This window comes from Actinomyces ruminis (genome assembly GCF_002154335.2).
GTDB classification, from domain to species: Bacteria; Actinomycetota; Actinomycetes; order Actinomycetales; family Actinomycetaceae; genus Actinomyces; species Actinomyces ruminis.
Genome location: NZ_MTPX02000039.1, coordinates 56063 through 76116, shown reverse-complemented (window position 1 = coordinate 76116; position 20054 = coordinate 56063). Strand labels below are relative to the sequence as shown.

Below are 20054 nucleotides of genomic sequence, written 5' to 3'. Positions count from 1 at the left end.
ATAGGCTCCAGGAACGGCAGTGTTTGACTTGATTGGTGACGACGGAGTGCGTCGTCCGTTCACCGGCGATATCCGTGACCTCCGCCCAGGCGTCATTCAAGATCGTTTGCGCATTGATCAGGAGGAGGCCACGCGCCTGGGGCTGGGGCAGATCCCTGACGATCTTGAGGACCAGTACTGGGACCGACATTGGTACCCCACCCGCCCCGAGGACGGCACCATCGACTACGACTGTATAACCAAAGACGAGTTCTTTGAACGCGACGCGGAGAATCTTCGCCGCAACCGGCTGCGCCACGCACAGTTGCATTACACGGTCACCGAGGACACACGCGGCAGGACCCGTGTGCGCCAGGTCCCGCCGAAAAGGCCCCGCTGGGCGGATGACCCGACGGGGCTGAAGATGCTCCCGCCCACCTGCCGGTTCAGGTTGCGTCGGGGCTTTCTTACCAGCATCCGCCTCGACGCCGACCAGCCTGAGCCCGACGTCAATCAGTGGTATGACCGGCTTAACCGTCGGGAGCAGGATGCCTGGATCGTGGGACTGTTCCGCACTGACGCTCTTGAAGGGCAGACCACGTTGGTGCTGGAGTACTACGGTCAGGCGTGGGCGGCGTACCGCACCGACGGCATCCCCTGGCCCACCGACCTAAACGCCAGTGAACTCAGCATTCCGACACTGTGGTTGCCCGTGACCCTGACGCCGCTGCCCGCCATCCCCAACGACCCGGCCTGCCCGATTACTATCCCCCCCATCCGCCGAACCCGTTGCAGCCGCGGTCGCCACCGACCACGCCGTGTTCGGACCCTGGTGGAGTGATGGAGACCCGGTCCTGCCATACCGGCCCCAACCATGGGTGAAACCAGCCCCAAACCGTGAACACTTCCGACAAGCACAGGGCCACAAAGCCAAGCGCTCCTACCGGAAGGCCCCAGAACGCAAACAAGACGAGCCCCATAACCAAGAGGACGCCAGCCAATGACCACGCGCGACAGCCCACGCCAGAGGAGCGCTTCGAGCGCGCCGTCGCGGGACTGCGCGAACTGCCGCCCACCGGGGCGGTCACCTTCCGCGGCATCACCAGCCCCTCCGGCACCCAGCCAGGAGTGGTAGTGCCCCGGGGTATCACCGCCACTAGCCGTGACCTCGTGGTAGCCACCGCAGGCATGACCAGCCCCGGCATCGCCGTCGTGGTAGTGCACACAGGAAGAGATATAGCTCCTGTATCAGCCGTACCCCAGGCCCAAGAGGTGGCCCTTCTGCCCGGAACTGTCTTGTATACCGGCCGCTTCCTCCAGGTCGCCGGGCACACCGTCGAACTGGTTGAGCAGCTCATGCCCACCGACGACCAGCAGTGGGCCAGCCAACTCACCAACGACGCCGTCGCCCAGCTCATGCGCGCCGTCGCCACCACCATCACCAACGCCCAAGGCCAAACACCCCCGGTAGACCCCGCCTACTGCGCCCGCTTCGCCGTACCAATCGCATGAGCAACGGCCCGGCACATGCTGGAGTGCCGGGCTGACGGATTGGGCAACTGACTGACGAGCTGAGCCAATATCCGGCGCGGCTCATAGTCGTCGATCACCGGAGCCCGTAGCGCCGCTCCTGACTCTCGCGCACCAGCTGCTGCGCTTGCCAGGTGACGCCCGACAGCGGAATGTACTCATGCGTCTCCTGCGTGTAGCCGCGGGCCACCGCCCAGTCCCAGATCCGTGAGCACTGGGCCACGGCCCGAGCCTCCAGCGACGGCGGCCAGGCCCCCATCCAGGACAGTCCCGTCAGCACCATCGCCTGCCCATCCGGCATCACCATGCAGGCATCCGCACTCTTGACCACCTTCCCCAGCGTCACGCGGGCGAACAGGCTGGTGCGCGACGTTGGCCAGGGGAAGTCACGCGTTTGTCCGAACGCATGCAGGTGGATTCCGGTCGCGTCCAGTACGGTGTGGCTGCGCCACATGGCGACAACCAGAGCCAGCGACGCCAGGCCCGCGATCAGCGCCACCAGCATGTAGCCGATCCTGTCGGGCTCATTCACCAGGTACCAGCCGGCGCCGTACAGGCAGGCGAGTCCGAAGCCCGCCGTCAACCAGAAGGCAAAACCACCGGATACCGTGATATTGGACTTGAGCACGAGCCGCTCCTGGGAGAGCGGGATCGGTGCCAGTTCGACTTTCAGGGGCTGGTCCTCGCCCGCCATTCCCGGCTGCTGCAAACCTGCGGGATAGGGCTGCCCGGCGGACGGCGTCGCTGCCCCCTGGCCGACCGGAGGACCCGGCTGCGCATAGCCGTAGCCGGACTGCGTGGGGACGTACCCGTACTGACCGCTCCCGGGCGCCTGCTCGCCGCCATTCGAACCGTACTTGGGGGCACCGTACCCGCCGGGCTGACCGTACTGGCCGTACCCCTGTGCGCCCGGGCTCAGCCCCTGTCCCTGAGACTCCTGCCCCTGCCCCCGGTCCGACGTCGGCTGTGTCATATCACCCTCCTTTGTCACGGGACGATCATGATAACGCCTGGGATTACTAGCCGGAAACCGCATGATCCCGCGGCGACGAGGTGGATGTCACGCCTTCAGCACCCGCACGACGGTGACAGTCCGGACACAACTGGCGTAGCGTATTCGTGACATGGAGGTGGTCAGCCCCCCATCGCACCCGGTGCTTCGGCATCGGTCTGAGGGTGGGGAGCGCTCCCCACCCTCAGGCCTTCAGATCCACACCCTGACCGGCTACGGTCGGTCACATACGGCTCAATCGCTACAGACTTGCATCCGCCCCTGCGAACAGTTGGAGACACAATGTCCGTAAATTCTCCGTCGACTACGACACCGCGACGAGCAACTCCTCCAAGATGGCCACCGCCTCCGACGAGTACGCCTCACCCGCAGCGACCAGCGTGGACTCGGTCACCGTCAACCAGTCGACCACCACCTGGTCCACCCACACCCAGGCCCACTCCTGCATGCGCGCCTACACCGACGTGCTCGATCAGCTACAGGCCTGCATCGCTTCCACACAACAGGACCTGGACACGCTCAAGACCAACTATGACGCCGCCGTCACCGCCTTCACCGAGCAGGACCAGCAGAGCAAAGAAGATGCGGTGCAAACGCTGAAGAAGTGGAGCGAGAACCGCTCCGAAATCCCCGATGTATCGAGGCCGACCGGCCTGCCCGGCGGCCCCGTCCAGGCAAGGCCCACCGCCGAGTAGCCTCCATCGCCTGCGAGGCCACCAGCACGGCTGGCCTCAGCCGGTGCAGAAACAACGAAGAAGACTGATATACGTCGCAGGACCGACAAGGACTGAAGGACTAACGGAGCATGGGAACGAACACCGACGAGTTGAAGAAGATCCACGACCTCGACCTGGACGACTACGGGGACGACGTCACCCTCGCCCAGATCCGTTCGAACCTGGTCTCCTGCGACGACACCATCCGCACAATCGCCGCCAACCCCGCCTTTGAGGGTGAGACCCAACTCGCCGTCAACGGGGCACTCGCCCAGCTCCAGGCAGAGGTGCGCAAATGGTATGCAGCGGTCAATGCCATCAAGGCCGAGCGCACCACGGCCCGCGACTCCATGCGCACCGCCAAGCCCAAGTATGACGAGCTGCCCGAACACACCTCCGACATCATGGATGAAGAACTCGCCATTGAGGACAAGCGCGACCGGCAGGCCGCCGAAGCGCTCTCCCCCATGGACACCGCACTGACCACCTCGGCAGCGGCCCTGCGCGCAATTGACCTCTCACGGCCGGAGTTCGATCCCAACCGCCAGGTCAACCAGACACCGCTCGATCAACTACCTACCTCCAGTGCCGCGGGCGACGGCGGGGGTGGCGACACCGCTTCGGGATCGGGCGCCTACGGCGGTGGGGCCACGGGGTCCGGAGGAGCCGGGAGTACCGCCGGCTATGGAGGAAGTACTTACGGCACCGGTCACGCTGTACCCCTAGTACCGACGGCAACCGGTACGGCTGCAGTCGGGACGATGGCCGTGACCTCGGCCTCGCGTCTCGTTCCCAACTCTCATACCGGTTACTCCGTCACCCAGGTGGATCGATTCACCAGCAGGGTCAACGGCCCGGCCTCAACGCAGAGCACCGCCTTTGCAGCCGGACGTTACACGGTTGAAAACGGCAGGCTCATTCCCCTGGCCTCCGCTAGCAACAATGCGTCGGTTGGCGGAACCGGGGGTGTCGGCACAACTGGTCTTGTTGCTGGAGCGGTCGGCACCGCCGGCGTAACAGCCGCAACCGCGGCTGTCGTGCGCGGGCTGAGCGGAGTCAGCGGAACCGCAGCCGCAGGCACCACCGCAGCCGCAGGCGCCACCTCAGCCGTCGGGATCAACGGCAGCACCGGAATGGCAGCTACCACCGCCGCTCAGGGCAGCAGCACCGCGGGATCCGCCACGCACGGTGCAACCGGGCGCCCCGCCATGGGCGCACCGGCCGCGGGACGCGGCGCGGGGCAGTCGCGCCAACGGCGGCGCCCCCATGGCACCTATGACATCCCACTGCTGGAAGACGAGGTCCAGGAGGATTACATCGCGGATCCTGGTGTAGCCGGGCAGGCGGGCTCGCTCGAGACCCTGTCCACCCCGGGGTGGAAGCAGGAGTCCGACTCCTGGTGACGTCGGCGAGCAACGCCATCTGAAACCCGGGGAAGTCCTTCGCCTTCCCCGGGTTTCTCGCCTCAACCGGAGCGGTTCCAGCGGGCGTCCTCTCAGTCGTCCAGTTCCAGGAGCATGCGAGTGTTGCCCAGAGTGTTGGGTTTGGCGCGGGCCAGGTCGAGAAACTCGGCGACGCCGTCGTCGTGGCTGCGCAGCATCTCCACAAAGATGTCGGTGCCCACGGGCGTACCCTGAATCTCCTTAAACCCGTGGGCAGCGAAAAAGTCGACCTCGAAGGTCAGACAGAACACCCGCCGCAGCCCCAGGGTGCGGGCGCGGTCAAGCAGGTTGTTCAAGATGGCGTGGCCGACGCCGTGGTGCAGGTGGTCGCGGCGTACCGCCAGCGTGCGCACCTCGGCGATGTCGTCCCACATGACGTGTAGGGCGCCGCAGCCGATCAGCCCGGACTCAGTGGTGCCGTCGAGCCGGCCGGTGCCCTCCGCGACGGTGAACTCCTGGATGTCCTCGAAGTAGTTGATCAGGTCCTTGCCGATCAGGATGCGCCGCTCCGCGTAGGGGCGTACGAGCTCGGCGATGGCGCGCGCGTCGGCGGGGCGGGCCGGGCGCAGCACGGTGCGCCAAGCCGCATCCCGGAAGCGGTCGGGCATCCCGGTGGCGACGTCGGGTGCGGCCACGGACACCGGCCGTGACACCGCCGACGCGACCGGCGCCGCCGCCTCCGTCACTGTGGGCGTTCCCGTTTCGGCCCCCGGGGTGGTTGCGGGCGTCATGGCGTCCAACTCAGCGCTGTCGGTGCTGGGGGTGTTGCGCATGAGGCCCATGTTCGCGCTTCTCCTTCCGTGCGGCCAGTGCCAGCACCGCGCGGGCGGTCGCATCATCGACCACCAGGTCGGTGGCCACGCGCGCCCGCAGTGCCGCCAGCAGGGCGCGCGTCTTGCCGACACCCGCCACCACACACAGTCTGCGGGGAATCCGTGACAGCTGCGCCGGGGTCGGACCGGTGGCGCGCACATTGAGGGCGACATCACGCCAGGTGCCGTCCTGGCGCAGCATGACGGTGCACACGTCCCCGACGACGCCGTCGCGTCGCAGCAGGGCACGGTCCTGCTCACTCAGGTGCCCGCCGCTGTAGACCTGGCTGGGCAGTGCCGCGCTCGGATCCAGTGAGCCGACGCCGAACACCGCCAGGCTGGCCCGATCCGCCAGCGCCAGCACGCGCCGTACGGAGCGCTCCGACCACATGGCCTCCCGGGTGGCGGCATGGTCGAAGAACGCCGGAACCGGGAAGGCGACGGTGCGCGCACCGAGCCGCTCGGAGAAGTCGGCCAGAACCTCCCCCACATTCGGGCCGTCCCCCTCGGGAGCGGTGGCCCCATTGAGCTGAACCACCGTCAGTCCCGGCACGCGGCGTTGCGGCAGGGCGGCGGAGACCTCGGACATGGTGGTGCCCCAGGCCGCTCCCATCACCCCGTTCTCGGGGGCAAGCGCCGCCAGTTCCTCGGCGGCCACGGCGGCGACCTGCTCCAGCCGGTGGATCTCGGTGGTGCCCTCCCGCACGGGCACGATCCGGGCGGAAACGTTGAAGGTGTCCCGCAGCGCCGCCTCCAGGGTGCCGGCGCCGCCGGGTGCGGTCAGGGTGATGCGGACAATGCCGTCGGCACGTGCCCGGGCCAGCAGCCGGGATACGGTGGAGCGCGATACGCCCAGATGGCGGGCGATCACGTCCATGGTCTCCCCCTGGACGTAGTACATCGAGGCCGCCTCGTAGCACCGGCCGAGCGGAACCGTGCTGCCGGTCCCCTCCGTCATGCGTTCCCCCTGTCACCCGACGGTCTGCACGTTCGTGCACCATGGGCGACCATTATCGCATGCGGTGATGGCGGCAATAGCGCCGTCCCCTCACGGGGCGATGACAACCCTATTAAGCGAGTTGCGAGGAACGACTTGTCCGGTCTCGGCGCGTCACTAGTGCCGGTCTCGGCGTTCTGGCTTGGGCTCGATGCCGGCCAGGCGGGACAGGCCGTAGGCGGCGTGCAGCACCCAGATGGGGTGCACCGTCTTCACGCCACTGGACTGCTCGATCTGCCAACGGCAGGTCTCGGTGTCGCACACCGCCAGGTTCGGGTTGACGTCGCGCACGATGTCGAACAAAGGCTTGCCGACGGCCTGGGCGATGTCGTACTTCTCCTGCTTCAGCCCGTAGGTGCCCGCGACGCCGCAGCACGCCCGGCCGGACTCGACCACGTGGAAGCCCGGCACCAGTTCCATGAGCTCGATCGCGGGCATTCCCATGTTCTGCCCCTTGAGCTGACACGGAGCGTGGTAGGCGACCGTTGCCTCGATGCGGCGGAAGCGGTGGGGCAGCTCGCCGGCGTCGTCCAGGTCGCGCAGGAACTCCGACAACTCCACGGTACGTGGGGACACGTCGGCAAGTACCTCGGCGTCCACCCCCATGATCTCGTGGGCCTCATGCTTGAGCATGCCGGCGCAGGAGCCGGAGGAGGACACGATCGTCAGGCCCTTTCCAGCGGCAACCAGCTGCTCGCACAGCTTGACCACATTGGCCGACGCCTGCCCGTACAGCCCGTTGGACTGGGCGGCCAGGCCGCAGCAGCCCTGCTTGGGGACGATCACCTCGTAGCCGATGTGCTCGAGCACCTCGATGGCGCGCTTGGAGGTCTCCACCTCGAAGTATCCGCCTGCGCAGCCGTGGAAGAACACGATCGGACCACGTGAACCGGCCGGAACCAGCGTGTGCGCACGCTTGGTGCGGCGCCGAAGCCACTCGGCCAGAGACATTGGCTGGGCGTGCGGCATGGGGGCGTCGCGGTGCACTCCGACCGTCTTCTCCATGACCACGCGGATTGGCTTGTTGGCCAGAGCGGCGTTGGCCAACGGCGCGATCGGGGTCATCACCTTGCCCATGAGGGTGGTCTGCGTGATCAGCCGGTCGCGCACGGGCACCTCGCCGTGCTGGGCGCGCATGACGGCGCGGGCCTGGTTGTTCAGCTCGGCCACCTTCACGCCCTGCGGGCACACCCGGGTGCAGGTGCCACAGGAGGAGCAGTAGTCGATGGAGTGGTCCACGCTCTCCCCGTTGCGGTAGCGCTCGGCCTGCGGACCGACGAACTTCGGGCCGGGGAACAGCTCGGTGACCTCCATGACCGGGCACATCGTCTCGCAGATGGTGCACTTGACGCAGCAGTCAAGGCTGGCGCGGGCCAGCGAGTGGGCGGCCGTTTCGACGGCGGCGGCGCCACTCTTGACCCGCGCTCCGCCCTTCCCGGGCAGCGGCAGATCCCAGCGCTGAGCCAGGGTGTCGACGTCGAACATCAGTCCTGCTCCTTCGTTGCGTTCGAGCTGTCGTAGCTGGCGCCCGAGGCGACGCCGTGGCCGAGCTGGGCCAGCACGGCGTCGCCGGCGGCTCGGCCGATCCCAGCGCGATGCCCTCCCCGGACTTCTCGCTCCAGCGGACGGCGCCCGCCAGGACCCCGCCGACGGCGTAGACGCCGGCCAGCACCGGTTCGCCGTCGGCGCCCAGCGGCCGCATCTGCTTATCGACCGCCACACCCACGCGGAACAGCCCCTGCGGCGCTCCCCAGTAGTCGTGGTGGATCAGGCGGCGCAGATTCTCCGCGCCGTCGGCGCTCACGCCCGCCAGCGGCAGGCCGAGCACCGTGTCGGTGACCTGCCCGTAGGAGTCCATGGTCAGAGCGCCGGACTCGAAGCCGCCGGCGGCCAGAATGAAGGCGTCGGCACGGTGCTCACGGGGGCGGCCCGCGGCCGCGCTGGTGACGGAGACCAAGCGGCCGCGCTCGATGCGGCTGTCGACCACACGCGCCCCCATAACCACCCGCACGCGCTGCGCGGAGGCGAGCCGGTCCAGTCGATGCTCCAGGCGTAGCCCGGGCACCGACGGCGGCACCAGGGGGATTTCGCCCACGGGGGCGCCCAGGCGCTCGGCAAGCTCTTGGAAGACGCCGGGGCGGTCCAGGCCGAGCACGGCGGGCAGCAGTACGGTCTCGCCGTCGCGAACCTTGCCGTCCAGCAGCCGCGCCAGTCGGTCGATCGCGTCCGGGTGGTCCAGGGCGCGGGCATGGCCGACGGCGTTGGTGTCGCTCTCGCCGGAGCGGGCCTCGAAGTCGACCGTCAGGGCGCGCGCCTGGATGCTGCCGCCGTCCGGCAACTCGGAGCGGCTCAGGTTTCCGGCGACCATCTCCGCGGTGAAGTCCTTGAGCCGGGCCAGCCCGACGATCAGGTAGCGGCCGCCGTCGCGCAGCACGGAGGCGGCCATGGAGGGCTGCACGAGCAGCGTGGGGCGCACGGCGCCCACGGCGGTGGGCAGCCACAGGTTCGCGGGGCCGTCCGCCGAGCCCTCGCCACCGTCGGCGTCCTCCACGGCGTCCGGCCGGGCGGTGAGCAGCTCGGGGCCGACCAGGGCGGCGAAGCGGTCCACGCCGGCGGCCGTGGCGCGCCGACCGATCACGCGGTAGGGGTGCCCCTCGGGCAGCAGGTCGCTGCGGCGATGGCGGCATAGGGGTGGGTGACGGCGCGGCGCGCGGACCGCTCCTCCGTGGTGGCTCCGGCGCCCGGACCGGCGGGGCCGGCGGCGCCGCCGAGGCGCCCGAGCACGTCGACCGTGCCCGGGGACAGGGCGAGGGAGCCCATGCCCTTGGTGACCAGGGTGACGGTGGCGCCGGCCCGGCGCAGCCGCAGGGCGGCGGCGTACCCCGATATTCCGGCACCGATGACGACGACGTCGCTGCTCATGCGCGGACCTCCTGTTTCTGGTCGGTGGCGGCGCGGGAAGCACCCGCCAGGGCTGCGGCGTCGGGGTCGAGCCGGGGCGGGGCGGCCAGGGCCGCCATGGCCGCAGCCATCTCCTCAGGCAGCTCCTCGCCGTCCTCGGCGTCCGCGATGGGCGTGGCCGCGGCGGCGGGGCGCGCGGCAGTGGGAAGGTCCTCGACGTCGAGGGTTCCCTGCAGCATCCAGAAGTCCAGCGCCGCCTCGCGGACCTGTTCGCCGTGCAGGATCGACCACAGCCCGATCCAGCGGTGCCGCAGGAAGGTGCGCAGCAACTCGGTGGCGTCGGCGGCGTCGGCACGCCCCTGGCACACGTGCACGCCGGCGACGCGGGCGGCGCAGAAGCCGCCCTGGCACGGGCCCATGCCGATGCGCAGCTGGCGGCGCAGGTCGTCGAAGGACGCGTCGGGCTGCTCATCCATCAGGTCGGTGAGCATCTTGCGGGTCACCAGCTCGCACTCGCATATCGTCTGGTTCTCCAGCCGGTCCTGCTCGCGCGCCGCCAGGCGGTGGGTGACGCGGTAGTTGCGGCCGTGCTCGGAGCCGGGGACGGCCTCGGCGTCGGTGGTGCAGGGCCTATCGACACCGAGCTCGGCGCAGACGGCGTCGACGGTGTTCTTGGCCATGAGTCGGTAGGTGGTGAGCTTGCCGCCGGCCACGGTGATCAGCCGGCCAGCCCCTCGGCCTCGCTGTGCCGCAGCACGGTCATGCCGCGGCTCATGTGCCGGGTGTCGGTTCCGGACACGCGCTTGTCGCGCACCAGGGGGCGGGCGCCGGCCCAGGCGTGCACGGTGCGGGTCTGCCTGAAGCCGGGGATGAGCACCTCGCCGGCGTCGAGCATCTGGGCGACTTCCTCGCGGGGGATGAGCAGGTGGTCGGGGTCGGGTACGCGCCGGTCGGTGGTGCCGATGATGGAGACCGTGTGGTCCGGGACGATGATGTCTCCGTCGGAGGGATGGACGCAGCGGTTGATGACGTGGTTCACCAGGCGGTGGTTGACGGCCACCATGATGCCCGCGCCGGCGACGATCTCTATCGCCTCCGAGCCAGCCATGGCGGCGAGCCTGCCGCCCCAGGGGCCGGCCGCGTTGACGACCATGGCGCACGAGATGGTCAGGTCCTCGCCGGTCTTGAGGCCATGAGCGCGCACGGCGACGACGCGCCGGTCGGCCCCCTCGCCCTCTACCACCAGGTCGGTGACCTCGTGATAGGTCAGGATCTCGGCGCCGTAGGCCCGGGCCGAGCGGGCGGCTCCCCAGACCATCTGCCAGCCGTCGACGGCGCCGTCGTTGACGGCGAAGGCGCGCTTGATACCGGGGTTGAGGCGCGGCTCTATGCGCAGGGCCTCCGACAGGCTGAGCTCCTCGCAGGCGACGCCCGCCTGCTGCGCACCGACCAGGAACTTGTCGGAGAAGGCCAGGTCGTCCTCGGGGGTGACGACGAACAGTCCCCCCGTGCACTCGATGGCGTCGGCGTGAATGCGGGAGATGATGGTGTTCTCCTCGGCGCACTCGCGGGCCGAGCCGGGATCGGAGACGACGTAGCGGCCGCCGGAGTGCACCAGCCCGTGGAAGCGTCCGGAGGTGCCCTGGGCGAGGTCGGCGCGCTCCAGCAGCACGACGCTCATACCGCGCATCGCGGCGTCCCGGGCGACACCGACGCCGGTGGCACCGCCGCCGACGACGACCACGTCGGCAGTCATGGCTCTCACTGAGGGACCTCCTCGTCCGTCGAGGCGGGGCGAATGCCCTGGCCTGCCTACACCTACGGCGCGCTCTTGGTCGCGCCACCTTCTTTATGAGTACACGCCACAGAGAACTCGTGCACGCGCAATGCGCAAACGTTCAACGCGAGACACGATGCGACGCACCTATTTCCCGCCGCAAATACCAAAACCGGGACTTCTTCCCGAGATCTCAACACTTCTTCAACTTAGCCTGGACTCACCAACACATAACAAGAATGGCGCGGCACTGCGTAATCCAGTGTGACCCCGAGTACTTTCTGACTTGTTCGGGTGCAGCCAGGGCTTCGCCCGTTCCTTCGTGGAATGCGGGCGGCGAAATGTCGCTCGCCCTACGCATCGAGCACGCTGTCGTGCAGAAAGTGAGCAGGCCATGAGTCTCGCCCAGATCTTCCTCTCGGAGTTCTTCGGGACCTTCATCCTCATTCTCTTCGGAGCCGGCGTCTGCGCCGCGGTCAACCTCCCCAAGTCCAAGGCCCAGGCCTCCGGCTGGATCGTCATCGCCTTCGGATGGGGCCTGGCGGTCTTCATGGGTGTTTACGCCGCCTACGCCACCGGAGGCCACCTGAACCCGGCGGTCACCATCGGTCTGGCGGTTGCCGGCAAGGACCTTGCCGCCGGCGTCCCTGCGACGGCGACGAACATCATCGTCTACATCATCGCCCAGATGCTCGGCGCCTTCGTCGGTGCCGTGGCCGCCTGGCTGGCGTACAAGAAGCACTTCGACGAGGAGGGACCGGCCGACGCCAAGCTCGCCTGCTTCTCCACCGGCCCCGGCATCCGCGCCTACGGCTGGAACGTCGTCACCGAGGCCATCGGCACCTTCGCCCTGGTCGCCTGGGTGCTCTACAACGGCAAGTCCCCCTCCGAACTCGGCCCCCTGGCCGTCGCTTTCGTGATCGTCGCCATCGGCCTGTCGCTGGGCGGCCCCACCGGCTACGCCATCAACCCCGCCCGTGACCTGGGCCCGCGCATCGCGCACGCCGTGCTGCCCATTCCCGGTAAGGTTCCTCCGACTGGGCCTACTCGTGGGTGCCCGTGGTCGGCCCGCTTATCGGCGGCGTCGTCGCCGGGCTGCTGATCCCCAACATGGCCGGACTGTTCTGACGCCGGCCCCGCAAATCACAACGAAGTGAAGTGAAAGGACTCGTACATGACTGAAGCAACCGAGACCGAGAAGTTCGTCCTGGCGATCGACCAGGGCACGACCTCGTCCCGCGCGATCGTCTTCAACCACTCCGGCGAGGTCGTGTCTATCGGCCAGCAGGAGTTCACCCAGATCTTCCCGAACCCCGGCTGGGTCGAGCACGACCCGATCGAGATCTGGGAGTCGGTGCGCGCCGTCGTCGCCGAGGCCCTGCAGAAGGCGGAGATCAACCGCCACTCGCTGGCCGCCGTCGGCATCACCAACCAGCGCGAGACCACCATCGTGTGGGACAAGAACACCGGCGAGCCCATCTACAACGCCATCGTCTGGCAGGACACCCGCACCGCCCCGATCGTGCGCGAGATCGCCGCGGGCGACCCGCTGGGCACCGAGCGCTACCGCCAGATCACCGGTGAGAACATCTCCACCTACCCCTCGGCCACGAAGGTCAAGTGGATCCTGGACAACGTGCCCGGAGCCCGCGAGAAGGCCGAGGCCGGGGACCTGCTCTTCGGCACCCCCGACACCTGGGTGGTGTGGAACCTGACCGGCGGCGTCAACGGCGGCGTACACGTCACCGACGTCACCAACGCCTCCCGCACGCTGCTGATGGACGTGCGCACCCTGCAGTGGCGCGAGGACATCTGTGCCGACTTCGGCATTCCCATGTCGATGCTCCCGGAGATCAAGTCCTCCTCCGAGGTCTACGGCTACGGCCGCAAGAACGGCTTGCTGATCGACACCCCGATCGCCGGCATCCTCGGAGACCAGCAGGCGGCCACCTTCGGGCAGGCCTGCTTCGAGGTCGGCACCGCGAAGAACACCTACGGCACCGGCTGCTTCATGCTCATGAACACCGGCGAGGAGCCCGTGTTCTCCAAGAACGGCCTGTTGACCACCGTGCTGTACCAACTCGGCGACGCCAAGCCGGTCTACGCGCTGGAGGGTTCCATCGCGGTGGCGGGCTCCCTGGTGCAGTGGCTGCGCGACAGCCTCGGCCTGATCGAGAAGTCCAGCGACATCAAGGCACTGGCCGAGACCGTGGAGGACAACGGCGGGGTCTACTTCGTGCCCGCGTTCTCCGGCCTGTTCGCCCCCTACTGGCGCGACGACGCCCGCGGCGTCATCGTGGGACTAACCCGCTACGCCACCAAGGGCCACATTGCCCGCGCCGTGGAGGAGTCCACCGCCTTCCAGTCCGCCGAGCTGCTGGAGGCCATCAACGCCGACACCGGCGTCCCGCTCAAGGAACTCAAGGTCGACGGCGGCATGACCAACGACGACCTAGTCATGCAGTTCCAGGCCGACCTGTGCGGCGTCGATGTGATCCAGCCCGTGGTGGCCGAGACCACCGCGCTGGGGGCGGCCTACGCGGCCGGCATCGCCGTCGGCTTCTGGAACGGCACCGAGGACGTGGTCGCCAACTGGCAGGAGGGCAAGCGCTGGACGCCGTCCATGGACGCCGACGAGCGCGACCGCACCTACCGGCTGTGGAAGAAGGCCGTCACCCGCACCTTCGACTGGGTGGACGACGACGTGAAGTGAGCGCCGGCGTCGGGGCGGCAGCGTGAGGTCCAAGACCGCTGACGCGAGCGTCGCCCAAGCGCCCACACACCGAAACCGGCTGGGGCCCGGCACCGCGATGGTGCCGGGCCCCAGCGCATACCCGGCCGGGCACCGGGGCGCCGTATCGGGTTTCCCAATCAGGTTTCCCAAGCCTCATGTGACGAGAGCGAATTGATGTGATAATTCAATGGTCGCCGTCATCGCACGGCCTCATCACGATCCCAACCGACCTCGACACCGTCGTCGCCCACCCCGCCCGGAATAGCTCATGACACTTACCGCATCCCTGCTCGCAACGGCCTTCACCCCGTCCACCACGGCGGTAGGCGGCAACGTCTTCCTCACCGCGATCATCGGCCTGCTGCCGCTGATCGCGTTCTTCGTGCTCATGGGGGCCTTCAAGGTCGCCACCCACTGGTGCGCGATCATCTCCCTGGTGCTGTCGGCCGTGATCGCGATCGCGGCCTTCCACATGCCGGTGGGGATGACGGCACTGTCGGCCACGCAGGGCCTGGCCATGGGCTTCGTGCCGATCATCTACATCATCATCGCGGCCGTCTGGCTGTACAACCTCACCGAGACCTCCGGCCGCAGTCAGGATCTGAAGGCCGTGTTCAACGCCATCGGCAAGGGTGACCAGCGCGCCCAGGCCTGATCGTCGCCTTCTGCTTCTGTGGTCTGCTGGAAGGCCTGGCCGGTTTCGGCGCACCCGTGGCGATCACCGCCGCCATGCTGGTGACCCTGGGGGTGCCCAAGATCAAGGCCGCGATCGTCACCATCGTGGGCAACGGCATCTACGTGGCTTCGGCGCCATGTCCATCCCGGTTACCACCGCCGGAAACCTCGGCGGCCAGGAGCCGGTGTCGGTCGCCCAGAACATGGGTCACCTGACCTCGATCATCTGCGTGCTGGTGCCCTTCCTGCTGCTGTTCATCCTCGACGGCGCCCGCGGTGTGCGGCAGCTGTGGCCGCTGGCCCTGATCGCCGGCATCGCGGCCGGCGCCGGACACTTCATTACGCCCGGCGTCTCCTACGAGCTGACCTCGGTGGTGGGGGCGCTGCTGGCCTTCGCCGCCTGCTACCTGTTCCTGCTGGCCTGGACGCCGACGACGCCCGATGAGTACCACTCGGAGATTGACGGCGCGGACAAGCCCGACCGCGAGCGCGTCATCCTGGCGCTGCTGCCCTACGTGCTCGTGGTGGTCATCATCGCCATTACCAAGCTGTGGAAGTTCGGCGTGGATCTGTCCGCCGTCCTGTCCAGCACCGACATCAAGATCGCCTGGCCGGGCGTGTACGGCAACCTGCTCACCGCCGACGGCGAGGCCTCAACCTCCGCGATCTACAACCTGCAGACGCTGTCCAACCCGGGCACCTGGATCCTGCTGACGGCGGTGATCGTGTGCATCGTGTACGGCACTCGTTCTTCGGGCGGGCGCTTCCAGACCTCCGTCGGCGCCATGTTCGCGGTGCTGCCACGCACCATCTACACGCTGCGCATGTCCATCCTCACCATTGCCTCGGTGATGGCGCTGGCCTACGTAATGAACTTCTCAGGCCAGACCACCGCCGTCGGCGCCGCCCTGGCCACCACCGGTGCGGCCTTCGCCTTCCTGTCCCCCGTGCTGGGCTGGATCGGCACGGCGGTGGCAGGATCCGCGACGAGTGCGGGCGCCCTATTCGCCAACCTGCAGGCGACGGCGGCCGCCGGCGCCGGACTCGATCCGCGCATCCTGCTGGCCGCCAACACCATCGGCGGCGGCCTGGGCAAGATCGTCTCCCCGCAGAACCTGGCGATTGTCACCACTGCCGTGGATGCTCCCGGCACCGATGCGGAGATCCTCAAGAAGGCCGCCCCCTACTCCATCGGGCTGCTGCTGGTGCTGTGCTGCCTGGTGCTGGCCGCCTCCCAGGGTTGGCTCGGTGCCTACATGCCGGCATGATCATCAAGCCGGACCGGAGGTCCGCAAACCCGCAAGCTTGCACTCGACGCCCACGCAGGTGCCTGCGCATGGCAGTCGCCTGTCTGACTATGAGCACGTTCCTCCTCCTCGGAGCGTGCTCGGTAACTTCCCTCCAAGGACGAAGCAGTCAGCCGGACAACGTGCAGGATGCGCGTTTCGCCAAGTTCACGCAGTACGTTCCTGACCCACTGACCGTGCAGACATCCCTGGGCTCGGTCACCAGCCGCATGCCGGCCATGGGCGCCACCGGCGTGCACTTCGTCGGGCAGTACCGGGTCAATAAGAACGAGTCCCGGCTGCCGGAGCCCGATCGCCCCTACTGGTTCCACGCCGTCATCGAAGTCGACCAGGCCACCAGCCGGGCACTGGGCGACGCCGCCACTACCACGCCCGACCTGCTGCCGCCGATCTACCCCGACCTGCACCAGTACGTCCCCCAGGACTGCACCTTCGTCACCGTCCCGGAGTCCGACGCGAACCGGATTCTCGACACCGAGAACGCCGACCTCGTGGGCGGCTCGGAGCGGTTCACCGTGGATGAGCTGGCACTGTCCACCGAGTGCAACCTCGTCATCATGGTCGGCACCGGGCACTACTCCTGACGGCGTAACACCATGCTCAGGGGGTGCGGAGCTCGTAGTGGGGTGGCAATTCCCGTAGGGTCCCTTAAGCGGCGGGGAGACGCTTCGTACCCTGACTCGACGGTTCGTACCTTCCGGTGACGCCAAGTGCCGAAGCGTCGTCGGAAGTGCCGAAGCGTCGGCGCCAGGTGGCCAACCGCAAACAGCCGCACACCCCGGACGCCACCCCGACCGCCACACCCGCACCCTCGAACTGGAAGAGTCAGCCAACGACATCGTCGGCCGCACGCGGCAACAGGTGAGGAAAACCGAAGACAGGGCTTGCGGAATGTGACCCAAGACGCGCCCTCGGTGGCACCCGTGGGTGCCACGCTCCGCCCCGAACCGCACCCAGTCTCCCGCGAGATTTCGGGCTTTGATCAGAGGTTTTACAGGTGCTCGCACCGACCGGTGGAGGCGGGGACGCCGCTGCCCTAACCTGATCACGGTCACGTCGGTAGATTCCGTGGAGGAAAGGACCTCACCCCGTGCGCGTCGCACTATTCGCTACGTGTCTGGCAGACACGATGTTCCCTCAGGCCGCACAGGCCACCGTCAGTATTCTCGAGCGCCTCGGCCATGAGGTGGTCTTCCCCCAGGGGCAGGCCTGCTGCGGCCAAATGCACGCCAACACCGGTTACTTCAAGCAGGCCGCCGCCATCGTGGAGAACCACGTCAAGACCTTCGAGCCGGTGCTGGACGGGGAGTGGGACGCGGTGGTCGTGCCCTCCGGATCCTGCGCGGGGGCCGCCCGCCACGAGCAGCGGCTGGTGGCCGAGCACGTGGGCGACTCCGCCTTGGTCAAGCGGGTGGATGCGCTGAGCGAGTACACCTACGACATCTCCGAGTTCCTCATCGACGTGTGCGGTCTGGAGGACGTGGGCGCTTACTTCCCGCACACGGTCACCTACCACCCCACCTGCCACTCGATGCGAGTGGCGCACGTCGGGGACCGTCCCTACCGACTGCTGCGCGCCGTCGAGGGCCTGACCCTCATCGATTTGCCGGACGAGAAGGTCTGCTGCGGCTTCGGCGGCACCTTCTCCATCAAGAACTCCGACACCTCCACGGCCATGGTCGCGGACAAGGCCGCCAACGTCATGTCCACCGGCGCCGAGGTGCTATGCACCGGCGACTACTCCTGCCTGATGAACATCGGCGGGGCCCTGTCCCGTATTAACTCCGGCGTGCGCGTAATGCACCTGGCGGAGATCCTCGCCTCCACCAAGGACGCCCCATTCGAGGGCCACGTCTCCTTCCAGCCCAGCAAGGACCAGGTGCGACTGTAATGACTCAGACATCCCAGACATTTCTAGGCATGCCCACCTCCGCCCCCGACGAGCAGCCCCACACCGGCGGCTGGCGCACCAACGTCGAAGTCCCACAGGACACGCTGCGCTGGGGCCACACCTTCCCCGAGGGCGCCCACAAGACCCTCGCCAACACCCAGATGCGCCGCAACCTGGGCCACGCCACCCGCACCATTCGCAACAAGCGGCAAATGCGCGTGGACGAGATGCCGGACTGGGAGGACCTGCGCAACGCGGCGGAGGCCGTCAAGTTCGAGGTCGCCTCCCGCCTGCCGGAACTGCTGGAGCAGTTCGAGGCGAACGTGACCGCCAACGGCGGCATCGTCCACTGGGCGCGCGACGCCGCGGAGGCCAACCGGATCGTCGCCGACATCATCAAGTCCAAGGGGGTCGACGACGTCGTCAAGATCAAGTCGATGGCCACCCAGGAAACCAACCTCAACGAATACCTGGCGGACGAGGGCATCACCGCCCACGAGACCGACCTGGCGGAGATGATCGTCCAGCTCGCCGACGACATGCCTCCCACATCGTGGTTCCGGCCATCCACCGCAACCGCTCCGAGGTGCGCGGCATCTTCCTGGACCGCATGGGCGACGCCCCCGAGGACCTGTCGGACAACCCGCAGGAGCTCACCGCCGCCGCCCGAGCGCACCTGCGCCGTAAGTTCCTGCACGCCAAGGTGGCCGTCTCCGGCACCAACATGGGGGTGGCCGAGACCGGCACCGTCTCCATCTTCGAGTCCGAGGGCAACGGCCGCATGTGCCTGACCCTGCCGGACACGCTGATCACGCTGATGGGTATTGAGAAGCTGGTCCCCCGTTTCCAGGACGTGGAGATCTTCAGCCAGCTGCTGCCCCGCTCCGCCACCGGCGAGCGCATGAACCCCTACACCTCCATGTGGACCGGCGTCACCCCCGGCGACGGGCCGCAGGAGTTCCACCTGATCCTCATGGACAACGGCCGCACCAAGGTGCTCACCGACCCGATCGGACGGCAGGCGCTGGCCTGCATCCGCTGCGGCTCGTGCATGAACATCTGCCCCGTCTACCAGCACACCGGCGGGCACGCCTACGGTTCGGTCTACCCCGGTCCGATCGGCTCGATTCTCACCCCCCAGCTCACGCAGGGACTCGCCGACGACGATCCGGTCCACACCCTGCCCTTCGCCTCCTCCCTGTGCGGGGCCTGCGCGGAGGTCTGCCCGGTCAAGATCGACATCCCCACCATCCTGATTCACCTGCGGGCCCGCAGCGTGGACGTCAAGCGCCGCCTGGTGCCGGACATGTGGGACGTGGCCATGAACGCTACCGGGCCGGTCATGTCCAACGGTAAGGCTTGGCTGGCGGCCACCGAGGGGGTCAAGGCCACCCGGTTGCTCGGGCACGACGGGCGGATCGGTGCTCTGCCGTTCCCCGCCTCGCTGTGGACGCGCTCGCGCGACCTGCCCGTCGCCCCGAAGGAGTCGTTGCGGCACTGGTGGAAGCGCACCCACCCCGACGGCATCACCCCCGCGCGCCCGGCGCCCACCGCCGTTGACGACGCCGCCGCCCAGCCCGCCCCCGAGGAGAACCGCTGATGGATGCCAAGACCGCCATTCTCGCCCGTGCCCGCGAGGCCATCTCCCGCTCTCAGCAGGGCCGCCCGGTGCGGGAGATCCCCCGTGAATACATTCGCGTCGGCGCCGACGCCCCCGGCTCGGAGCCGGTGGTGGCGGACATGGTGGAGAAGCTCGAGGACTACTCCGCCAAGGTGGTGCAGGCCCCGAAGGACGCCGCCATCCTAGACGGCATCGATGAGCTGCTCGGAGACGCGAAGAGCGTCGTCGTCCCCGCCGGGCTGCCCGCCGCATACAAGGAGGCGGCCGCCCGCAACGGACGCAAGGTGGTCGAGGACTCCCGCGAGCAGCAGATCCCCACGCTCGAGCTCAACGACATCGACGCGGTGGTCACCTGCTCCCGGGTGGGCGTGTCCCTGTCCGGGACGATCTGCCTGGACGGCGAGCCCGACCAGGGGCGGCGCGCCATCACCCTGGTGCCGGACAAGCACGTGATCGTGCTGGAGCGCGAGATGATCATGCCGACGGTGCCGCAGGCCGTCGATGTGCTCGGCCAGCATCCCACGCGCCCGATGACCTGGATCGCCGGTCCTTCGGCAACATCCGACATCGAGCTGGTGCGCGTCAACGGCGTGCACGGCCCGCGCAACCTCGGCGTCGTCATTGCGCACTGAGTCCACTGTCCCGCGCCGCGGGACAGTA

General features: G+C 68.2%; 14 protein-coding genes and 4 pseudogenes. 11 read left to right on the top strand and 7 right to left on the bottom strand.

Features of this window, described 5'->3' with window-relative positions:
- Positions 1–19 precede the first annotated feature (19 nt).
- Both BW737_RS06485 and BW737_RS15655 read left to right on the top strand, forming a co-directional pair.
- Positions 20–820 (top strand): hypothetical protein, encoded by an 801-nt coding sequence (locus BW737_RS06485; RefSeq protein ID WP_086614748.1) that lies wholly within the window; start codon positions 20–22, stop codon positions 818–820.
- A 56-nt stretch (positions 821–876) separates the two neighbouring features.
- Positions 877–1491 carry a hypothetical protein gene (locus BW737_RS15655; protein ID WP_143233308.1) on the top strand — a complete coding sequence of 205 codons (615 nt, stop codon included), beginning with the start codon at positions 877–879 and terminating at the stop codon, positions 1489–1491.
- A gap of 94 nt (positions 1492–1585) precedes the next feature.
- Here BW737_RS15655 and BW737_RS06475 read toward each other — a convergent pair whose 3' ends face one another.
- A complete protein-coding gene (locus BW737_RS06475) occupies positions 1586–2482 on the bottom strand; it encodes a hypothetical protein (RefSeq protein ID WP_086614746.1) in 897 nt (298 codons plus the stop codon).
- 374 nt (positions 2483–2856) lie between these two features.
- Here BW737_RS06475 and BW737_RS06470 point away from each other — a divergent pair, with 374 nt between their 5' ends.
- Both BW737_RS06470 and BW737_RS06465 read left to right on the top strand, forming a co-directional pair.
- Positions 2857–3216, top strand: a complete 360-nt coding sequence (locus tag BW737_RS06470) for a hypothetical protein (RefSeq protein ID WP_086614745.1) — start codon at positions 2857–2859, stop codon at positions 3214–3216.
- Between the two features lie 110 nt (positions 3217–3326).
- On the top strand, positions 3327–4640 hold the full coding sequence (locus tag BW737_RS06465) for a hypothetical protein (protein WP_086614744.1): 1314 nt from the start codon (positions 3327–3329) through the stop codon (positions 4638–4640).
- Positions 4641–4732: 92 nt separating this feature from the next.
- Here BW737_RS06465 and BW737_RS06460 read toward each other — a convergent pair whose 3' ends face one another.
- The 6 genes and pseudogenes from BW737_RS06460 to glpA form a co-directional block, all read right to left on the bottom strand.
- Positions 4733–5287, bottom strand: coding sequence for an amino-acid N-acetyltransferase (locus BW737_RS06460; protein WP_180272108.1), 555 nt, complete (start codon positions 5285–5287; stop codon positions 4733–4735).
- A gap of 133 nt (positions 5288–5420) precedes the next feature.
- Positions 5421–6449, bottom strand: coding sequence for a sugar-binding transcriptional regulator (locus tag BW737_RS06455; RefSeq protein WP_086614743.1), 1029 nt, complete (start codon positions 6447–6449; stop codon positions 5421–5423).
- Positions 6450–6605: 156 nt separating this feature from the next.
- Positions 6606–7865: an anaerobic glycerol-3-phosphate dehydrogenase subunit C gene (locus BW737_RS06450; protein WP_420835715.1), complete on the bottom strand. Its 1260-nt coding sequence runs from the start codon at positions 7863–7865 to the stop codon at positions 6606–6608.
- Positions 7846–9126, bottom strand: a complete 1281-nt coding sequence (gene glpB / locus BW737_RS17965) for a glycerol-3-phosphate dehydrogenase subunit GlpB (protein WP_420835712.1) — start codon at positions 9124–9126, stop codon at positions 7846–7848. Before glpB ends, BW737_RS06450 begins: the two co-directional genes overlap by 20 nt.
- The gene (locus tag BW737_RS19880) at positions 9123–9410 is read right to left on the bottom strand and encodes an FAD-dependent oxidoreductase (protein WP_180272101.1); all 288 of its coding nucleotides are present in this window, start codon (positions 9408–9410) and stop codon (positions 9123–9125) included. Before BW737_RS19880 ends, glpB begins: the two co-directional genes overlap by 4 nt.
- 182 nt (positions 9411–9592) lie before the next feature.
- Positions 9593–11154, bottom strand: a pseudogene (glpA, locus tag BW737_RS06440) (anaerobic glycerol-3-phosphate dehydrogenase subunit GlpA); the annotation flags it as partial.
- A 406-nt stretch (positions 11155–11560) separates the two neighbouring features.
- Here glpA and BW737_RS06435 point away from each other — a divergent pair.
- The 7 genes and pseudogenes from BW737_RS06435 to BW737_RS06405 all read left to right on the top strand — a co-directional run bounded on the left by BW737_RS06435 (position 11561) and on the right by BW737_RS06405 (position 20026).
- Positions 11561–12294, top strand: a pseudogene (locus BW737_RS06435) (MIP/aquaporin family protein).
- Between the two features lie 46 nt (positions 12295–12340).
- Positions 12341–13879: a glycerol kinase GlpK gene (glpK, locus tag BW737_RS06430; RefSeq protein WP_086614741.1), complete on the top strand. Its 1539-nt coding sequence runs from the start codon at positions 12341–12343 to the stop codon at positions 13877–13879.
- Positions 13880–14168: 289 nt separating this feature from the next.
- Positions 14169–15843 (top strand): annotated as a pseudogene (locus BW737_RS06425) (L-lactate permease).
- Positions 15844–15932: 89 nt separating this feature from the next.
- On the top strand, positions 15933–16466 hold the full coding sequence (locus BW737_RS06420; RefSeq protein WP_143233306.1) for a hypothetical protein: 534 nt from the start codon (positions 15933–15935) through the stop codon (positions 16464–16466).
- Positions 16467–16972: 506 nt separating this feature from the next.
- Complete coding sequence (locus BW737_RS06415; protein WP_086614739.1) at positions 16973–17773, top strand: (Fe-S)-binding protein; 801 nt, start codon at positions 16973–16975, stop codon at positions 17771–17773.
- Positions 17773–19373 (top strand): annotated as a pseudogene (locus BW737_RS06410) (LutB/LldF family L-lactate oxidation iron-sulfur protein). The gene BW737_RS06415 and the pseudogene BW737_RS06410 overlap by 1 nt, the downstream one beginning before the upstream one ends.
- Entirely contained in the window at positions 19373–20026 is a 654-nt protein-coding gene (locus BW737_RS06405; RefSeq protein ID WP_086614738.1) for a LutC/YkgG family protein, read from the top strand. The pseudogene BW737_RS06410 and the gene BW737_RS06405 overlap by 1 nt, the downstream one beginning before the upstream one ends.
- Positions 20027–20054 lie beyond the last annotated feature (28 nt).

Bases quoted from the DNA above. Each gene is read 5' to 3' on its own strand.
- BW737_RS06475 (WP_086614746.1), bottom strand. From the start codon at position 2,482: ATGACACAGCCGACGTCGGACCGGGGGCAGGGGCAGGAGTCTCAGGGA.
- BW737_RS06470 (WP_086614745.1), top strand. From the start codon at position 2,857: ATGGCCACCGCCTCCGACGAGTACGCCTCACCCGCAGCGACCAGCGTG.
- BW737_RS06465 (WP_086614744.1), top strand. From the start codon at position 3,327: ATGGGAACGAACACCGACGAGTTGAAGAAGATCCACGACCTCGACCTG.
- BW737_RS06460 (WP_180272108.1), bottom strand. From the start codon at position 5,287: ATGCCCGACCGCTTCCGGGATGCGGCTTGGCGCACCGTGCTGCGCCCG.
- BW737_RS06455 (WP_086614743.1), bottom strand. From the start codon at position 6,449: ATGACGGAGGGGACCGGCAGCACGGTTCCGCTCGGCCGGTGCTACGAG.
- BW737_RS19880 (WP_180272101.1), bottom strand. From the start codon at position 9,410: ATGAGCAGCGACGTCGTCGTCATCGGTGCCGGAATATCGGGGTACGCC.
- glpK (WP_086614741.1), top strand. From the start codon at position 12,341: ATGACTGAAGCAACCGAGACCGAGAAGTTCGTCCTGGCGATCGACCAG.
- BW737_RS06420 (WP_143233306.1), top strand. From the start codon at position 15,933: ATGAGCACGTTCCTCCTCCTCGGAGCGTGCTCGGTAACTTCCCTCCAA.
- BW737_RS06405 (WP_086614738.1), top strand. From the start codon at position 19,373: ATGGATGCCAAGACCGCCATTCTCGCCCGTGCCCGCGAGGCCATCTCC.